At 60.2% G+C, this 15986-nt stretch carries 15 protein-coding genes; 3 read left to right on the top strand and 12 right to left on the bottom strand.

Annotation, left to right across the window (positions count from 1 at the left end; all coding sequences use genetic code 11):
• Positions 1-16: 16 nt before the first annotated feature.
• The 6 genes from ACN0XM_RS02125 to ACN0XM_RS02100 all read right to left on the bottom strand — a co-directional run bounded on the left by ACN0XM_RS02125 (position 17) and on the right by ACN0XM_RS02100 (position 5184).
• Entirely contained in the window at positions 17-1744 is a 1728-nt protein-coding gene (locus tag ACN0XM_RS02125; protein WP_417565264.1) for a protein kinase domain-containing protein, read from the bottom strand.
• A 70-nt stretch (positions 1745-1814) separates the two neighbouring features.
• Complete coding sequence (locus ACN0XM_RS02120; protein WP_417565263.1) at positions 1815-2663, bottom strand: formate/nitrite transporter family protein; 849 nt, start codon at positions 2661-2663, stop codon at positions 1815-1817.
• A gap of 341 nt (positions 2664-3004) precedes the next feature.
• The gene (locus ACN0XM_RS02115; protein WP_417565262.1) at positions 3005-3739 is read right to left on the bottom strand and encodes a TonB family protein; all 735 of its coding nucleotides are present in this window, start codon (positions 3737-3739) and stop codon (positions 3005-3007) included.
• The gene (locus tag ACN0XM_RS02110; RefSeq protein ID WP_417565261.1) at positions 3736-4146 is read right to left on the bottom strand and encodes an ExbD/TolR family protein; all 411 of its coding nucleotides are present in this window, start codon (positions 4144-4146) and stop codon (positions 3736-3738) included. Before ACN0XM_RS02110 ends, ACN0XM_RS02115 begins: the two co-directional genes overlap by 4 nt.
• Positions 4143-4538 (bottom strand): ExbD/TolR family protein, encoded by a 396-nt coding sequence (locus ACN0XM_RS02105; RefSeq protein ID WP_417565260.1) that lies wholly within the window; start codon positions 4536-4538, stop codon positions 4143-4145. Before ACN0XM_RS02105 ends, ACN0XM_RS02110 begins: the two co-directional genes overlap by 4 nt.
• Positions 4525-5184: a MotA/TolQ/ExbB proton channel family protein gene (locus tag ACN0XM_RS02100; protein ID WP_417565259.1), complete on the bottom strand. Its 660-nt coding sequence runs from the start codon at positions 5182-5184 to the stop codon at positions 4525-4527. The genes ACN0XM_RS02105 and ACN0XM_RS02100 overlap by 14 nt, the downstream gene beginning before the upstream one ends.
• 189 nt (positions 5185-5373) lie before the next feature.
• Here ACN0XM_RS02100 and ACN0XM_RS02095 point away from each other — a divergent pair, with 189 nt between their 5' ends.
• Complete coding sequence (locus ACN0XM_RS02095) at positions 5374-7722, top strand: diguanylate cyclase domain-containing protein (protein ID WP_417565258.1); 2349 nt, start codon at positions 5374-5376, stop codon at positions 7720-7722.
• Here ACN0XM_RS02095 and ACN0XM_RS02090 read toward each other — a convergent pair.
• The gene (locus ACN0XM_RS02090; protein WP_417565257.1) at positions 7705-8484 is read right to left on the bottom strand and encodes a sulfite exporter TauE/SafE family protein; all 780 of its coding nucleotides are present in this window, start codon (positions 8482-8484) and stop codon (positions 7705-7707) included. The two genes, ACN0XM_RS02095 and ACN0XM_RS02090, sit on opposite strands and share 18 nt — an antisense overlap.
• Positions 8475-9602, bottom strand: coding sequence for a hypothetical protein (locus tag ACN0XM_RS02085; RefSeq protein ID WP_417565256.1), 1128 nt, complete (start codon positions 9600-9602; stop codon positions 8475-8477). Before ACN0XM_RS02085 ends, ACN0XM_RS02090 begins: the two co-directional genes overlap by 10 nt.
• A 52-nt stretch (positions 9603-9654) precedes the next feature.
• Between ACN0XM_RS02085 and ACN0XM_RS02080 the strand changes: the two genes are divergently transcribed.
• Positions 9655-11142 carry an amidase gene (locus ACN0XM_RS02080; RefSeq protein WP_417565255.1) on the top strand — a complete coding sequence of 496 codons (1488 nt, stop codon included), beginning with the start codon at positions 9655-9657 and terminating at the stop codon, positions 11140-11142.
• 130 nt (positions 11143-11272) lie between these two features.
• Positions 11273-11899 carry a hypothetical protein gene (locus ACN0XM_RS02075; protein ID WP_417565254.1) on the top strand — a complete coding sequence of 209 codons (627 nt, stop codon included), beginning with the start codon at positions 11273-11275 and terminating at the stop codon, positions 11897-11899.
• A 17-nt stretch (positions 11900-11916) separates the two neighbouring features.
• Here the strand turns inward: ACN0XM_RS02075 and ACN0XM_RS02070 are convergent, their stop codons facing one another.
• The 4 genes from ACN0XM_RS02070 to ACN0XM_RS02055 all read right to left on the bottom strand — a co-directional run bounded on the left by ACN0XM_RS02070 (position 11917) and on the right by ACN0XM_RS02055 (position 15981).
• Positions 11917-13047 (bottom strand): HupE/UreJ family protein, encoded by a 1131-nt coding sequence (locus ACN0XM_RS02070; RefSeq protein WP_417565253.1) that lies wholly within the window; start codon positions 13045-13047, stop codon positions 11917-11919.
• Positions 13047-14150: a hypothetical protein gene (locus ACN0XM_RS02065; RefSeq protein ID WP_417565252.1), complete on the bottom strand. Its 1104-nt coding sequence runs from the start codon at positions 14148-14150 to the stop codon at positions 13047-13049. Before ACN0XM_RS02065 ends, ACN0XM_RS02070 begins: the two co-directional genes overlap by 1 nt.
• Positions 14151-14247: 97 nt before the next feature.
• On the bottom strand, positions 14248-14484 hold the full coding sequence (locus tag ACN0XM_RS02060) for a hypothetical protein (protein ID WP_417565251.1): 237 nt from the start codon (positions 14482-14484) through the stop codon (positions 14248-14250).
• 12 nt (positions 14485-14496) lie between these two features.
• A complete protein-coding gene (locus ACN0XM_RS02055; protein ID WP_417565250.1) occupies positions 14497-15981 on the bottom strand; it encodes a DUF4331 domain-containing protein in 1485 nt (494 codons plus the stop codon).
• Positions 15982-15986 lie beyond the last annotated feature (5 nt).

The following is a 15986-nucleotide window of genomic DNA, read 5'->3' as shown; positions in this document are numbered from 1 at the left end:
ACGGCCGGCGCCAGTTCTAATCGAAGGCAATCACGACCAGCAGCGTCAGTAACATCAAACCGGAAACACCCTGCCAGAAGGCGACTGGGTGTCGCTCAATCAACGGGGGGCGTTGACGGTTGTGCCAGTCCTTGCCTGGGTGGCGGAGGTCATACAGATACTCCGAGAACGCCGGATAGCGTCTGTGGGCCTGGGGATGAACCGATTTTTCGATGGCGTAATCAACCCAGCCGGGCACATCCTCACGGAACAGCCTGGCAGGTCGATAAGTGAGTCGGCGCAGGTGGCTCCGGTTATACAACTTCGGAACCTCAGCGCCGTAGGGTAGTCGGCCCGTGAGCAGCTGGTAGGTGATCACTCCGAGCGAGAACTGGTCGGATGCCGGGCTGCCGGGTTCGCCGAGAAAGCTCTCCGGAGCACTGTACAGGGCGGCGCCCCGAGGGCCGGGCGGCTCATCTTCGGTTTCGGACTCCTGCAGGCCAGCGACTCGGGTGGCGCCGAAATCGATCAGGGTCACGGTGCCGTTGGTATCCACCAGCACATTCTCCGGTTTCAAATCCTGGTGCACCATTTCCAGCCGGTGGAAGGCCCGAAGGCCTCTGGCAATTTGCTCAACCAGCTTGCGAACGGTCTCCAGGTCCGGTGCCGGATTGTCCAGCATCCATTGCCTGAGTGTGCAGCCTTCTCTGAATTCCGTGGCGAGATAGAGACAGCTGGGTTGCCGGTCCGGCGCAAACGGACGCACAACATGAGGGTTGTTGAGCCGCCGGGCAATCCACTGCTCGGTGAAAAACTGCTCAAGGTATACGGGGTCGTGTCGCTGCTCCATGGATGGAAATTTCAGCACGACATTGGCCTGGGTGGATTTGTCCACGGCAAGGTAAACGTGGCTGCGACTGCTGGCATGAATCTGTCGCTGAACGCAGTAGCCATCCAGGGTTTGCCCGGGGTTAAGCTCGGGCGCGAAAGGCAGTCCGGAGAGCTGTTTGAACAGCTCGCTGTTTTCACGCTCCGAGGGTACTGAGTCGACCCGGATGATCTGCGCAGTCAGGTTGTCATCGCTTCCGCGCTCAAGCGCCGTGGCTGACAAAAGCCGGGCCGCGCCATCGAGGTCGCTTCCGGACTCCCGGATGATGGCAGCCATCGTGCGCTCATCGATGTGCTCATAGATGCCGTCCGTCGCCAGCAGGAAGGTGTCGCCCGGCTGAATCGGCAGGCTCTGGTAATCAATGTCCAGCTGATCCCCGATGCCCATGGCACGGGTCAGACAGCTGTTTTCCTGTGCTAGCCAGAGCCGGTGGTCGTTGGTGAGTCGCTCCAGCTGTCCGGGATAAACCCGGTAGATGCGGGCATCACCGACATGAAAGATGTGGGCAGTGGCGGATTTGAGCACCATCACACTCAGGGTGCAGACATAGCCCCGGTCCCGGTCATAGCGGTACTGGCTTTGCCTGGTCTGGGCGTAGAGCCAGGCGTTCGTCGCCCTCAATACCCGTTGGGCAGACTGTTTGACGGACCAGCTGTCCGGCGTTGAAAAATAATCACTGAGAAAGCCGGCGACCGCCGATTCACTGGCGATCTGGCTGACGTTGCTGGAGCTGACACCATCGGCGATGGCCACTGCAATGCCTTTGGTCAACAACTGATGGTTGTCCGGTACCAGCAAGCCGTGGAAATCCTGGTTCACCGGCTTTGGGCCGGCGTCCGAGTGCTGGCCGGCCGAGATGGAAAGAGAGTTTGCCATCGTTACACAGGACTTCCGTCTGAAGGGACGGGCACCTCCCGCTGCTGCCGGAGGTGCCCGAATGCCTGGCTCAGTTGGAGCGGGCCAGAGCTGTGTCGTTGTAAGCGCCCGGAGCATTGCGCTTCGGCGCTGTACGCACGTGGGTGGTGTAAAGGGTCAGGCCAGTGAAGGCAAGACCGCCGACCAGGTTGCCCAGAACCGTCGGAATTTCGTTCCACCAGAGGTAGTCCATGACAGAGAACTCGCCACCCATGATGAGAGCAGACGGGAACAGGAACATGTTGACGATAGAGTGCTCAAAGCCCATGAAGAAGAACAGCATGATTGGCATCCACATGGCCAGAATCTTGCCGCTGACGTTGGTCGAGATCATGGCGCCCACCACACCCATGGAAACCATCCAGTTGCATAGCATGCCGCGAATAAAGATGGTGGCCCAACCGGCAGCGCCGTACTCGGCATAACCCAGGGTGCGGGCCTCACCGACGCTGGCGATTTTGGCGCCAACCGCGCCGGGATCCGTGCTGAAACCGTAGGTGAATATGAACGCCATCATGAAGGCGACGGTCAGCGCACCACCCAGGTTGCCGAGAAACACCCAGCCCCAGTTACGCAGGATACCCTGCACAGTTACCCCGGGTCGTTTGTCGATCAGTGCCAGCGGCGTCAGCATGAATACGCCCGTCAGCAGATCAAATCCCATCAGGTACAGCATGCAGAAGCCAATCGGGAACAGGATGGCACCGATCAGAAATACACCGGTCTGGACCGCGACGGTGATGGCAAAAGCTGCCGCCAGTGCCAGGATAGCGCCGGCCATGAAAGCCCGGATGAGCGTGTCCCGGGTGGACATGTATATTTTTGATTCGCCCGCGTCGACCATTTTGGTGACAAATTCCGAAGGCACAATGTAAGACATAGTGTGTTCCTCTGACCTTGACCTGATAACCAATCCCGTGGACTGGCCACAAAAAAACGGCGCTGCTCGCTGCCTGCAGTCCGCAGGTGCAAGTAGACGCCGTCGTCTGAATGAATCTGTTGCTGTGAACAGAACCGACGTTGGTTCCGTTAAACTGTCTATTGCAGAGACCGTGCCAGAGTACTTTTGGTTCAAGAAATCAGCTTGGATTCAATCACGTAGATATCGTCACTGGGGCTGGGACCGCCCTAACGGTAAGATCGGTTCCGCGATCTGGCGCACCTGATCAGTGCGTGGTCAGCCAGTCATGCTGCAACCTGGCGCAGTGTGCCGGGGTAATGTCAGCGCAGGCGAAAACGAACGGGAAGGACATAGCGAAAACGCTGTCCGGCCATCTCACCGGGAACGTCGGGAAGCGGTGCAGCCTGGACCAGCATGGCAAGTGCGGCCTGATCCAGCAGTTCATGGCCGGAGCCGGTTTTCAGGCTCTGGGCCACCAGTGTTCCGTCCCGCCGAAACTCAAAGACGATCACCGGTGTGCCTTCCTGTCCGAGTCGTCTGGCCCGGTGGGGGTACTCGTAAAATCGGGCAAGGTGGCGGCTGAGCCTGCTCACGTAGCTATCGACCTCAGAGCGCTCGCCCGCGTTTTGCAGCGGAACAGTGACCTGGGCCGCGGTTTTGGTAGTCATGGATTTCGCCGGTTGGGAGGTGGCCATTTCGGCCTGTGTTTCAGGCTGGCTGGGCTCGGTTTGCGAGGGTGTTGGCTCCGGCATTGGTGTCTTCGCCACAGTATATGGCTCTGGCTCTGGCTCTGGCTCTGGCTCTGGCTCTGGCTCTGGCTCTGGCTCTGGCTCTGGCTCTGGCTTCGCGTTGGCTGCCGGCGCAGGTTCAGGGACAGCTTCCGGTTCAGGAAGCCGTTCGCTGGCAAGGTTGATGCGAATGGCCGGTGCAGTGTTGATGGCTGATTCGCCAAGGGTATTGAACTCCACGATTTTTCTCGGCGCGGCCACCATCAGGGCCGCGGTCGTGATTGCACCAGCCAGGATCAGCAGAACAAGCCGTGGAAGGCGGCTCATCCGCCCGGCTCCGTCAGTAGCAGAATATCCGTGTATCCGCCTTGCTCCAGTACCCCGAACAGGGCCTCCAGGTCCGCCATGGCGATATTTTCTGCCGCGGCTATTCTCAGCGGGTGCTCCTGACCGGGCGCCGGCAGACTCGCCATAAGAGATCCTTTGTTGAGAGTCTCTCCGCCGATTAGCCAGTTGCCTTCTGCATCGACCATCAGGTCGGCCTGGGGGGGATGTTTCTCCCGTGCCTGCGAGGTTGCAGGGAGTTTGGGCAACGGCTCGTCCGAAATCTGGCCGGCAACAATGAAAAACATCAGCAGCAGGAACACCAGATTGATCAGCGGCAGAAGCGCGTCTTCCACGCGCTCCATCAGTGACTTGCCGGAAGCAAATGGGGGTGGAACCAGATTGGTCATGGTGTCTTGGCGCTATTTCGCTTCCAGTTAGCATCGATGTCGCTGCCGGCAAGTTCGCTGAGTGTCCGCGTAAATGCCCCGAGGCTGGTATCTGCCCTGGTGCCCAGGTTGACTTCAGTTATGCCGGCAGCGATCAGCTCGGGAAGAAGTTCCCCGAGCGGCAGAGTGAGATCCTGCCACTGTATCTGGCCGTTCGCCGTCACGGTCAGTTTCGGAAGCGGTTCACTGGTGGCCTGGCTTCGGCCGGAAGTGTTGTTGGCCAGCTCCAGGTGGTCCACCGGCAGCAGCCGGCTGGTGAGCATAAAGAACACCAGCAGAATGAACACCACGTCGATCAGGGGCGTGATGCGGATTGGAATCGGGCGACTGGGCCTGGGTTCAACCAGCGACATTAAGGATCGACACCAGTGTGCTGTTGATGATTGTGTGAATCCGGCGTAACCGGAACTCAACCCAGGCTGCCAGCGCGGCAAAGGGAATGGCAACCACCAAGCCGGCCGCGGTGGTTGTCAGAGCTTCAAAAATACCACCACTCAACTGAGTGGCGCTGGCGCGTCCGTCGGTGGCGGCCATGGCGCTGAATGCCTCCATCATCCCCAGCACGGTGCCAAGCAAGCCCAGTAACGGTGCCAGAGCGGCAATCACTTCGATAATTTTCAGGGGTGCTTCAAACGGTTCCAGTGCCTCCTGCGCATCGCGGGTCGCAGTTTCACGAATCTGCCGGTCGTCCTGCCGGTTTTTCAACGCGTCCATGGTATCGGTAACCAGATGCAGCAGCGGGTTTAGCCTGCCCCAACGACCGGCCTCTTTGCGAATGGTCTCCGGCGATACGGCGTCGGAATTCTGTTGCCAGCTGATTACAGTTTTTTTAAGTTTTTCCGGTAATCGGGGCGCGTAGAGTGCTCCCAGGAGCATCAGGTAAACAAAAGCAACGATCCCGAGCAGGGCAATGACCAGCAGCATCACCATCACAGGCCCGCCAATCTCGGTCAGTTGGGCCAGCAGGCCGTTGCCAGAAGGTAAGCTGATGTTGGTCATGATAGGGCACTCGATCCTGTTATCGCTGGATCTAAATCATAATGATTATTATTAGATTTGCAATAGCGTAACCTGACATTGAACTCGCCTCTGGTAGACTTCAGCCAGCAATAAGAACCAAACGCACACCATCAGCATGGAGGTAGAGGTCATTATCGGTCAGTGGGCCCAGACGGGAGTGTGGTTGTTGTGCTGATCAAGCGTTGGTTTGGCAGTCTGGTTAACCGGGCAGTGGCCCTGGTGGTCGGTGGCATCATCCTTTCGGCCTTGCTGGTTACCATTGCCGGTTTCCTGCTCAGCCGGTCCGAGCTTGAGCAACAGGCTCGCAGTCAGGTGGAGACCATTGCTGCATTGGTGGCGGCGGAACTCGATGAAAAGCTGTCGCTACGGCTGAACGCCCTGAATCATGTGGCCCAGAGCCTGACCATGTCTGTCCAGGCGCTGGCTTACCGGGCTCCCATACTGATCCGGCGGCAAACCGCGCTGCAGCACATGTTCGATGCGATCTACCTGATTGACGCCAACGGCGAGGTTCTGGCGGAGAGCCCGGAATCCTTCCAGCAGACCGGGCTGAATGTCAGCGGTCGGGAATACTTCCGGCGAGTTTCCTCCACGCTGACACCGGTGATCAGCGAACCCTACATCTCCAATTATCAGGACAAACCGGCTGTGATGGTGGCCGCACCGGTCTTTGACCACCGCCAGCGTTTTATCGGGGTGATTGGCGGGGCCATCCAGCTGGACGGCGATAATTTTATGGAGAAGTTTATTAACCTGCAGATCGGCAGAACCGGCTACCTCGGTGTCGCTACCCGCAGCGGGGTGACGGTGGCTCATGGCAATGGTGTCGTTGCGATGGCGCCGGTTCGGGTTGCTAACCCGGTACTGCAGGATGCGATGGAAGGTTTTGAGGGCACGCTGCAAACCCGAAATGGCGAGGGTGAGGCTACAATCATGTCGGTGCAGCAAATGACCCAAGTACCCTGGTTCGTGGCGGCGGTCTGGCCGGCCCGGGAGGCTTACGCCCCGATAACCCGCACTGTTGATACCTTCATCTGGATCCTGCTGGCGGTGATCCTGTTGATTGCGCCCCTCGCCCTATGGCGTTTCCGGCGGCTGATGGCGCCATTGAAAGCGCTGGGCGATCAGATTCGTGAACGTCATCTCGGGATGAGGTCGGATCCGGTCGATGTGTCTGGGGGTAACGAGATCCGTCAGGTCGCGGAGATCTTCAATACCGTCATGGATGAACGGGAGGAAGTGCTGATGTCGTTAGCGGAGCGAGAAGCGTTCTTCCGCTCACTCACCCAGAGTGCGCCCATCGGTATTGTGCAGGCCGACGTTCTGGGCCGTATCGAGTTCACCAACCCGGCCTTTGAGACCATTATCGGCCGGCCCTCCGAGGAACTTACTCAAACCTACCTCTCGGCAAGAGTCCACGAGGCAGACCGTGATGTCGTTATTGCCGGCTGGAAGCAAGCGGTCAGTAACCAGAAAGTGTTCCGAAGCCGGGTCCGGTTTGAGACCCGTGTCCCTGGCCGTGTGATCTGGGGTGATGTCATGACCGCAGCCATTCAAACACGGGATAAAGCGTTGGGCACCATTACCGTCGTCAGGGACATTTCCCATGAGCTGGAGGTGGAAGAGGCATTGCGCGATGAACAGCAACGGGCTGAGACCATCCTCGGAGTGCTTCAGGAAGGGGTCCTGATGGCCGACACCGAAGGCGTCATTCGTTACGCCAACGACGCCGCCTTCAGCTTTGTGGGGGCTGAAAGCGAATGCCTGCTTCGAAATTTTTTCCAGTTGGTAACAATCAAGGATGGCGACCGTGAATTGACGCGTCAGGAATTTCTCGCCGGCCAGGACCTGGACAGTCTGTATGTAACGCTGTTGAATCCGGCGGGTGAAACCTTCGATATCGACCTGACCATGCTCCACATCCGCAGGGGCCACGAGGATGAGCGTCTGGTCTTTGTGTTGCGTGACGACCGTGATCGCCGCCGGGAAGAGGAGCGGCTTTCCTGGGAAGCGACCCACGACAGTCTCACCCAGTTGCTTAACCGCCGGGCATTCAATGCCGCGCTGGTTAAATGCCTGGGCGAGGCCGGTCGCCAGGAGGCGCGCTCGGTGCTGATGCTGATAGACCTGGACCACTTCAAACCGGTAAACGATGAGGGTGGGCACCTGCTGGGGGATGACCTGTTGCGCCGGCTCGCGGACCTGTTCAAGGAATCCGTTCGCCAGTCCGATACCGTGGCCCGACTCGGTGGCGATGAATTTGGCATTATTCTGCCAGCCTGTGGATTGCCCAGAGCCAAGGCGCTCGCAGAGAAGATCCGGTCGAATGTTGAAGCACTGCGGATAGAGCATGACGGTCGATTGTTTGGCGTTACCACCTGCATTGGAGTGACCGAACTGACGCCGGATGACAGTGGTCCCAGGGAAGCCATGGCCCGGGCAGACGAGGGCTGCTACATCGCCAAGTCCCGCGGCCGCAATGCGGTTGTGGTGGTGCCGTCACCACCAGCCGGCTGAGACGCTTGCCTGCCACAGCAGGCGAATGGCCAGGGCGGTCAGCACCAGGTTGAAGATCAGGCTGAACCAGCGGTTGCTCAGGGATTTCAGCACATGCAAACCGAGCCAGGTGCCGGCAAACCCGCAGGCAATCATGGTGAGTATGAACGGCAGCCACTCAAGGAACACAAATCCCGCAACGCCGAACACCAGCGCCTTCGGAGCATGCTGTAACGTCATGGCGGTGGCAAAGGTGGCAACCGTTTTAAACCGGTCGGCATGAATCTGCTTGATGAAGGCGGCGACCAGAGGCCCGGTGGCGCCCACGAACAAACTCACGAAGCTGGTCAGTGCCGAGGCCAGAAAAACCCCGGGTGCTCCGAAAGCGCCCTTGGGCAGAGCCGGGCCCCAACAAAGGAAAAGAACGAACAGGGCGATGGTCAGCTGCCAGATATGGGCCGGGAGATTCACCAGCAACCAGGCGCCCAGCGCAGCGCCAACGAGAACGCCTGGTGCGAAGGCTGCAATGATTCGCCAGTCTGTATGGCGCCAGGTCAGTGCGGCCCGACCAAAATTGGAACCCAGCTGAATCATGCCGTGAACGGGAATAATCGCCGCCGGCGGCATCCAGGTGGCCATCAGAACCAATAGCAGCACGCCGCCACCGGCGCCCAGGCTTGCAGTAATCATGGAGGTGATTGTGGAGCTGGCAAGCAGGAAAACCGCGACGGGCAGGTTGAGGCTTTCGGGGATCAGGTAGTCGGGAATAAAAGCTACTTCCATTCACAGAATTCCGTTGGTTTCAGACGCGGCGTGCGGCACAGTGCTTCGGTGGCCAGCTGCACATCGGCGACATAGTAAAGCGAGGCCAGCCCCAGTCTGTCGCGGCCCAGATTGTGGAAGATCAAACCGAATGCAATGTCACCGGCGGTAAAGCGTTCGTGGTTGGCGGCAAAGTACGCTGCAGGCTTAGACAGAACAGGGTCTTCGAGCAAAGCCTGAACCCGCCCGACGCCGCCATGATAAGCCTGTATCAGCAAGAGGCTGAACAGCCGGTTCCGTTTGCTGTCAGGCAGATGGCCGAAACGTTGCTGAAATACCGGTTCAAGATTGCGGGCGTTCTGGTTCATCAGGCGCAGAGCACAGTCAATCTGGGCCAGTCGGTGCCAGGTGTTTTCCGACGCGATCTCGCAGTCACCGAGGGCTGCGGGAGACAATTGCAATATGCCCCGGGCGTCAGCCCGTGAATGGGCCCGGGCCTGCGCGCCGCTCTCGATCAGAATCTGGCCGGCGAGATAGCGGGGCAGGGCTTGTGGCAGAGAGAGGCGGTTCTGGCTGTTCCGGTACTCGGAAACGTAAAGCAGAGCATCGTGAAGCGCGCCTGGCTGGCCACTGGTGGCGAAGGAAAGGTCATCCCAGGCGCCCCAGATCCGGTCGCCGGGAATTGTCCCGAGGTAGCGGGCAACGGCCTCATCGATATTCACGTGTGGCTGGTCACAGGACAAGGCAAATGGATAGCCGGTTTGACCGGCATCGCCCGGCACCCAGGTTTCCACGTGGCCTTTGTCGTGCAGGGACTTACGGGTTTCGTTGAGACGGCGCTGGGTGGCTTCGCGGTCATCTCCGTCACTGATCCAGGCCAGAAACTGGCCACGCATGTCGAAAATGATGTGGCGGTCGGCGCTTGAACAATAGCCGGATTCCTTAAGCACCCAGCGCCGGATGGTCAGAATGTTTTCGAACACTCCCTGACTGACCCAATAGGGCGAGGTCCGCACAATATGGGTCCAGTCATTGTCGTCGGGCAAGGCTTCTTCACCTTCCTGAGCCATGGTTGCTGTTGTTGCAGTCAGGATGAAAATCCAGACCAGCTGGCGTAAGCTCTTGAGAAATCTGATCATAAGCGTTATGTCCGTGACTTTCCTCAGAACACAATAACAAATGGAACCTGCCATGAAGCAATCCGAATACCTTCGTTACGACGCAACGGCTCTGGCTGATCTGATCCGCAGGGGCGAGGTAAGCTTCAGGGAAGTATGCGAGGCGGCCGTGGAACGGGCAACCCGCGTGAACGGAAAGCTCAATGCCATCTGTTATCCCCAGTTTTCCGAGGCACTTGGCCAGAGCATTCCCGAGCAGTCGGTCTTCGCCGGTGTACCCCTGCTGCTCAAGGATCTGGCCCAGGAGCAGTCCGGGCATCCCTGTACTTATGGTAGCCGGGGGCTGAAAAAGAACGTCGCATCCCAGGACTCGGAATTTGTCCGCAGGGCCCGTGATAGTGGATTGGTGTTTCTCGGGCGAACCGCAACCCCCGAGTTCGGTTTAAAAGCGGTGACAGAGTCCGAGCTGTGGGGCCCGACCTGTAATCCCTGGAACACCGAACTGACCCCCGGTGGCTCCAGTGGCGGCTCAGGCGCCGCTGTCGCGGCCGGTATTGTGCCTATGGCCGGTGCCAACGATGGCGGCGGCTCCATCCGGATTCCGGCTGCCTACAACGGCCTGTTCGGCCTGAAACCGTCCCGTGGTCGTATTTCCGCCGGGCCCTTAATGGGGGAAGCCTGGACCGGTGCGTCAATCGATCATGTGGTCACCCGGACGGTGAGAGACAGCGCAGCCATGCTGGACGTGCTCAGTGGACCTGCCCCGGGGGATCCTTTTGAGATCCCTGCGCCGGTCTCAGCCTATGCCGATCTGATGCAGAAGTCACCGGGCAGTCTGAGAATCGGCGTTTTCACGTCCTCCCCCTATAACACCGAGGTGGCGCCCGAGTGTGTCGCGGCGGTGGAGGAAACAGCGCGGATCCTGGAAAACCTTGGCCACAAGGTCGAGTATGCGGCACCGGAATTCGATGGCATGGCCCTGGCGCGCTGTTACCTGGGGCTTTACTTCGGGGAAGTGTCCGCCTTGATGGCCAAAGCCAAAGAGCAGTTCGGCGCCAGTGACAGTGATTTCGAGCTGGATACCCGTCTGATCGGTATGTTGGGTGAAGCCATGCCGCTGTCGGATTACGTCCGTCGTCGCCAGCAGTGGAACGAGTTCGCCCGTGCCCTGGGGGCCTTTTTCGGCAACTATGACCTTTACCTGAGCCCTACCACCGGGCAGCTGCCCGCCGCCATCGGGGAACTGGACACACCGCCGCATCTGAAACTGGCGGCCAGGCTGATGTTGAAACTGCACGCCGGTAAGCTGGTGCATCGCACCGGTCAGGTAGACCAGATGGCCCTGGAAAGTCTGGCTCGCACGCCCTTCACCCAGCTGGCGAACCTCACCGGAACGCCGGCCATGTCAGTTCCCATGCACTGGACCTCCGGAGGTTTGCCGGTTGGTGTCCAGTTCGGTGCGTGTCACGGAGCCGAAGCGGTTTTGCTTCAGCTGGCGGCTCAGCTGGAGGAGGCCAATCCCTGGTTCAGCAACTATGAAAGGCTTGAGGACGCGTTCTGAGTGGTCAGGGGTTGTGATCTGCCTGGTGAAACTCCACGTTTATCTTTGTAGGCGGAACAGGCTATGCTGTTAGTCAGGAAGACCCTTTCTTCCTGTTAGACCCTGATGGCATCGAGGAGGCGAGCGTATTATGAACCAACCGATGGCAATCGACGAACTGGTATCAGTAGCACAGGCCGAGGCCATGGGGGAGCTTGACGCCCCGATGATGGCCATCGTTCTGTCCAGCGAACAAAGCTATGACTTGCCCATCAATTCCCTTGAAACCGATGCCGACAAGGCCCGCTGGGGTTTGATCCTCCGCGCCGCCCGCGAGCATGTTGAAGCGGATGCCGTGGCCGTGCTCTACCCGGCCTGGACTACCATTCGCCATAAGAAACCTGAAGTGGAAGCCGAAGCCGCCTCCGAGGATATCCCGGAAGCGCCTGCTGGCTCAGACGACGCTGACGACTCAGACGGACCCATCGATACCCTGTTCGTGCAGCTGCACACCCGGGATCACGTCTACTGGCGGGGTTTTGAACAGATTCGGGATCCCAAGCACCAGCGCATTATCGGCTTTCGCCGGATCAAGGCGCTGTCCACCGACTACACGCGAGACGAGGCGCCATCGGTCACGTCCTGGCTGAGCACGCTGTTTGAGCCGCTGCCGGAAGAGGGCGAGGAAACCAACGTGGACCGCGAACTGGCGGATCTGCTGGAGGAGCCAGAAGTCAGCGCGGCGCTCTATCCACGACAAATGCGGGCCCTGCACTGAACCGAATCAGTGGGCGCTCAGAGCACGGGCGCCCGTTGAACCACCCAGTACAGGCTGATGGCGCTCACACCCAGCAGGGCTAGCGGAACGAGGCCCCGCTGGTAGACCCGGTTCTGTCCCAGCAGGTACAGAACCGGGAACCCGAGTGCCAGCAATCCCAACTGACCCAGCTCGACGCCAATATTGAAGCCGGCCAGAGCCATGACCAGACCGGAGACGCCGCTGGTCAGATCGCCCAGTACACTGGCGAACCCGAACCCGTGCACCAGCCCGAAACCGAACGCCAGCTTCCAGGTTTTCCGGCCAAGCACCGGCCACGCCACATTCAGGGCAGCTACCGCGATGGACAGCGCAATCACGGTTTCCACCCAGGCAATCGGCAGGGTCACGATGTCCAGCGCGGCCAGGGCCAGCGTTGCGGAATGGGCCACAGTAAAGGCGGTGACAATACCTGTCAGCTCCATCAGCCGGGCGCTGAAATCCGTCGCCGTGCCATGACTGGCCCGGCCTTCGCGAGTTCCAAGGCTCGCCGGTATCACCAGAACCAGCAGAAACAGGATGTGATCCAGCCCCATCAGTAAGTGCACAATACCTTCGTAGATGAAGGTGGTGAACACGCTGAATCGGCTGCCGGCACCGTCGGGTGACAGGTCCAGTACTCGTGCGTCCGGGCTCAGGACGGCCAGCCGTGGCTCATCGTCGGTGCCGATGCTAACCAGCCCTCGGTGCAGGGCGTCACGGTCGAACAGCAGGTTGTATTCCAGCGCCGTCGGCGGTTCGCCATCGGGACAGTGAATGCGGTACCGGGCTGCGGCGTACTTGCCATCGCTATGGCTGCTGATGCCCCACTTCTGACCCTCCAGTGAGCAGTCCCCACTGTTGTTGGACAGGATCAGTGAGGCTTCGACAGCCCGGGTGATATCCGATCGGGCCTGACGTAGCTCCTGCCCGGACACCTGGCGATCGCCGTTGTGATCCAGCGAGACCAGCAGTGCCAGATCGCGCAGTGCCACATCCAGGCGCAGTTCCGTGGGCCCGGTGTTCAGATACAGAAAACTGTCACTGGCCTTGTGTGCCATGGCGGCGCTGGCCGTCAGCGCCAGTGTAACCGCCACAAGCACGAGGCCGATAGGTTTCAGGCCTGCCATTACCTGACCTCCGGGTAGCGGGCATCCCGCTGCCCATTAAGGGTTAACCAGTCCACAACCTTTTGCAGCTGATCGCTGTTGTTGGCCGCCAGGGCGGCCCTGAGTGCCAGCCGGGTATCCAGTGGTTCCCGCTGGCTTTGCCAGTTCTCCATGGCAAACTCGAGGGCGACCCCGGTTCGCTGTTCGACGTCCAGCTGGAACCGGGCAAAATCCCGTTTGTGCAGCATCGTCCCACGCCACCGGGCTTCGGCGAATCGTTGTCGTAATTGCTGGTTCAGTGCGTCGGCGTCCGGGTGTGCCATGCGGTTCATGGCGATGGCCCGGATCACCGCCAGGGTGTCGACGGCGTCGTAGCCCCGGGTGAGTGCCAGAACGGTCTCAAGTTCGCCTTGCTCCAGGTGCCAGTCCACTAACTGGGCGCGGATATAGAGGTCGTCCGGGTTTTCCGCCAGCACGTTACGCCAGTGCAGTGGTGCGCTAGCCAGGCCTGTCTGGGCAGCGATATTGCCCAGGGTGCCCTCGGCCCAGAACCGGCCGGTCGGGTTGGTGGGGCCGGCGGTGGTGGTTTTGTTCACCAGACGCTTCAGAGCCAGGTAGGCCTGCTCCGCGTTCCCGGTTCTGGCGGATACCAGCGCCTGGCAGCTTTCGGCGATCAACCCCGGATACACAGATCGCAACGTCTGGCAGTGTTGCCGGGCCTTTGCATATCGGCCCTGAACCAGCTCCAGATTAGCCAGGGTTAGTCTGGCCTGGGTCTGCTGGCGACGGTCGGCGGCACCGGACAGGACCCGACCCAGGTCCGCGCGGGCGGCGTCGAACTGATGCAAGCTTTGCCGAAGGGTGGCTCGCAAAACCAGGAGCCGCTCGGTCAGCTCATTATCTGGCCATTGCCCGATCAGTGACTGGGCGTAGCCAAGATATCGGGGGTCACCGCTGGTCCTGGCCTGGGTAATCAGGGTCTGCAGCGTGTCAGCAGTGCGCTCCGGGCTGCTCCTTTCCGGCAGCGGCTCTGGTGCGGGCGCCGGCAATTCAGCAAGAATCCGGTCATCCTGAAATTCGGTGTTGATCGGCTCTGGGGCGGCCTGCAACTGCCAGGGCAGCATGAATACCAGTGCGACCGGGCGCCAAAAAGCCCTGCCCCGGAGGGCAGGGACAGAAGACGCCGGCCCCGGACAACGGCGGGACCGGCTCTTGCTCCTCTTACTGAAGCAGGTCATCGAAGGCCTGCGGGTTGTTCTGGTCATTGAAGCTCAGGTCCACATTATTGACGCTTGCCGGAGCAGTGGTGTCGCCGGTGCGATCGAACTGGGCCTTCACGAAAGCGGTGAAGTCCACTGAGGGCTCGGGCTGACTGCCATTGTTGCTGGAGCCGTTGAAACAGCCGCTGAGCAGCAATGTCGCGGCACTGAGTGCTGTGATTTTTGCGATAGCAGACATGGCTGGTTGCTCCTAGTCGTTGGGTGAACCGGCGATGGGTGTGGCCAGGTACGGGAAGGTCTCATAGTCCGCCGGCAAGGTGGTCGGATCGGCCGCCAGCTGGACGCCATCGGTGTATTCCAGATTGCCGTCCGGTGCATCCGCCGGGTCGGCGAGCACGCCCATGGCGACCCGAAGGGCAATATCGACGGTGTCGTCATAGGGCCGGCGGCCATTGGGGAAGCCCGCGTTATCGCCGCCCAGTACACCCAGATCCGCCTGGCTGTCCAGCGGGGTCGGCGCCACTGCCGGGGTCAGGCGCAACATTTCCGATGCCATCACACCTTCGGGCATGTTGACGCCCGGAATGCCAGTCAGGAATGCGGTGACCAGGTCGTTGCGCGGGAAATTATTGGGAGCGGTAACCGGGAACAGGATTTCCAGCAACTCCGGCAGCGTCGGGTGGGTGACGTAGGTGGCGAACTGGCCGTCGTCCCTGGGCTCGCTGGCGTTAAACCGGTCCTTGTCTTTCAGGCCGATCACGACTTCGTTTACCAGCGGCATCCCCAGCCGGGACACCTGGGTGTAGGCACCGCCTTCCACGGTGGCACCCTTGCCGGTAACGGTTGGCGCCGGGTTGATGATGCGGGCCTGGCGGACACTGGCGGTGGTCCAGGCGCCGATCACCGGCTGGCCATTGGAATTCATGGCGGTGCCGGTCAGGCACTCGGTGGGCACTTCCAGGGTGAAGGAGGTCACGTTCTTGTCAGTCAGATCACCGGGGCCTTCGGCGTTCCGGGCCCCGAGCGGGTTGGTGTTCACCAGGTCAAAGATCTCACCCAGGTTCACCGCGAAGGCTTCCTTGCGCTGGCCGACAAACACCCGGCCATTGGTGCCGCAGTTCGGCAGGGCGATCTCGAAAACATGCTGGCTGGCGTAGCTGGCATAGTCGCCGAACGACTTGTTGCCAATATTGTCCAGCGGCTTTTCAAAGGTTTCCGTGCCGGTGGTGGCATTCGTCGCGGTCTGGGCCGTACCGGTGCGACGATCACCCTCAACCACGGTAACGGTGTAGTCCTGTTGCAACTGGATATTGCCATCCACGGTGGCATCGCCGATGTTCTTGAGCGGCACCGACACCATCTGCTGGTTGCCCTCCGGGCCGACTGCCAGCTGGATGTCATTCAGCGTGTCCTCAAACCGGAACTGGAAGGTCAGATCCTCGACCGCATCGCCATCGTTGTCCACGTGGATTTCGTAGAGAGCGTCGTCGTCCAGATCAAAATAGTTCGGCCCGCCGTAGGCGTCCTGCAGTGGCAGGTAGTTGGCAATCAGGGTCACGAAACCGTCACGACCGGCTTCATAACTGCGAAACATGTAGAAGTCAGTGCCGTCGACTTTTGGCACTTCGGTGATAAAGGGGGCTTCCCGGTGGCTGGAGGCGTGGCCCAGGCCGGCGGAGAGGCAGAAGCCGGCGACCGCAATTGCGAGGCCGGAGCGTTTCTGGATGGTATTCATTCCGT

Source organism: Marinobacter sp., assembly GCF_048269445.1.
Lineage (GTDB): Bacteria > Pseudomonadota > Gammaproteobacteria > Pseudomonadales > Oleiphilaceae > Marinobacter.
This window is presented reverse-complemented; position numbering and strand designations above follow the sequence as displayed.

Bases quoted from the DNA above. Each gene is read 5' to 3' on its own strand.
- ACN0XM_RS02125 (WP_417565264.1), bottom strand. From the start codon at position 1,744: ATGGCAAACTCTCTTTCCATCTCGGCCGGCCAGCACTCGGACGCCGGC.
- ACN0XM_RS02120 (WP_417565263.1), bottom strand. From the start codon at position 2,663: ATGTCTTACATTGTGCCTTCGGAATTTGTCACCAAAATGGTCGACGCG.
- ACN0XM_RS02115 (WP_417565262.1), bottom strand. From the start codon at position 3,739: ATGAGCCGCCTTCCACGGCTTGTTCTGCTGATCCTGGCTGGTGCAATC.
- ACN0XM_RS02110 (WP_417565261.1), bottom strand. From the start codon at position 4,146: ATGACCAATCTGGTTCCACCCCCATTTGCTTCCGGCAAGTCACTGATG.
- ACN0XM_RS02105 (WP_417565260.1), bottom strand. From the start codon at position 4,538: ATGTCGCTGGTTGAACCCAGGCCCAGTCGCCCGATTCCAATCCGCATC.
- ACN0XM_RS02100 (WP_417565259.1), bottom strand. From the start codon at position 5,184: ATGACCAACATCAGCTTACCTTCTGGCAACGGCCTGCTGGCCCAACTG.
- ACN0XM_RS02090 (WP_417565257.1), bottom strand. From the start codon at position 8,484: ATGGAAGTAGCTTTTATTCCCGACTACCTGATCCCCGAAAGCCTCAAC.
- ACN0XM_RS02085 (WP_417565256.1), bottom strand. From the start codon at position 9,602: ATGATCAGATTTCTCAAGAGCTTACGCCAGCTGGTCTGGATTTTCATC.
- ACN0XM_RS02080 (WP_417565255.1), top strand. From the start codon at position 9,655: ATGAAGCAATCCGAATACCTTCGTTACGACGCAACGGCTCTGGCTGAT.
- ACN0XM_RS02075 (WP_417565254.1), top strand. From the start codon at position 11,273: ATGAACCAACCGATGGCAATCGACGAACTGGTATCAGTAGCACAGGCC.
- ACN0XM_RS02070 (WP_417565253.1), bottom strand. From the start codon at position 13,047: ATGGCAGGCCTGAAACCTATCGGCCTCGTGCTTGTGGCGGTTACACTG.
- ACN0XM_RS02065 (WP_417565252.1), bottom strand. From the start codon at position 14,150: ATGCTGCCCTGGCAGTTGCAGGCCGCCCCAGAGCCGATCAACACCGAA.
- ACN0XM_RS02060 (WP_417565251.1), bottom strand. From the start codon at position 14,484: ATGTCTGCTATCGCAAAAATCACAGCACTCAGTGCCGCGACATTGCTG.
- ACN0XM_RS02055 (WP_417565250.1), bottom strand. From the start codon at position 15,981: ATGAATACCATCCAGAAACGCTCCGGCCTCGCAATTGCGGTCGCCGGC.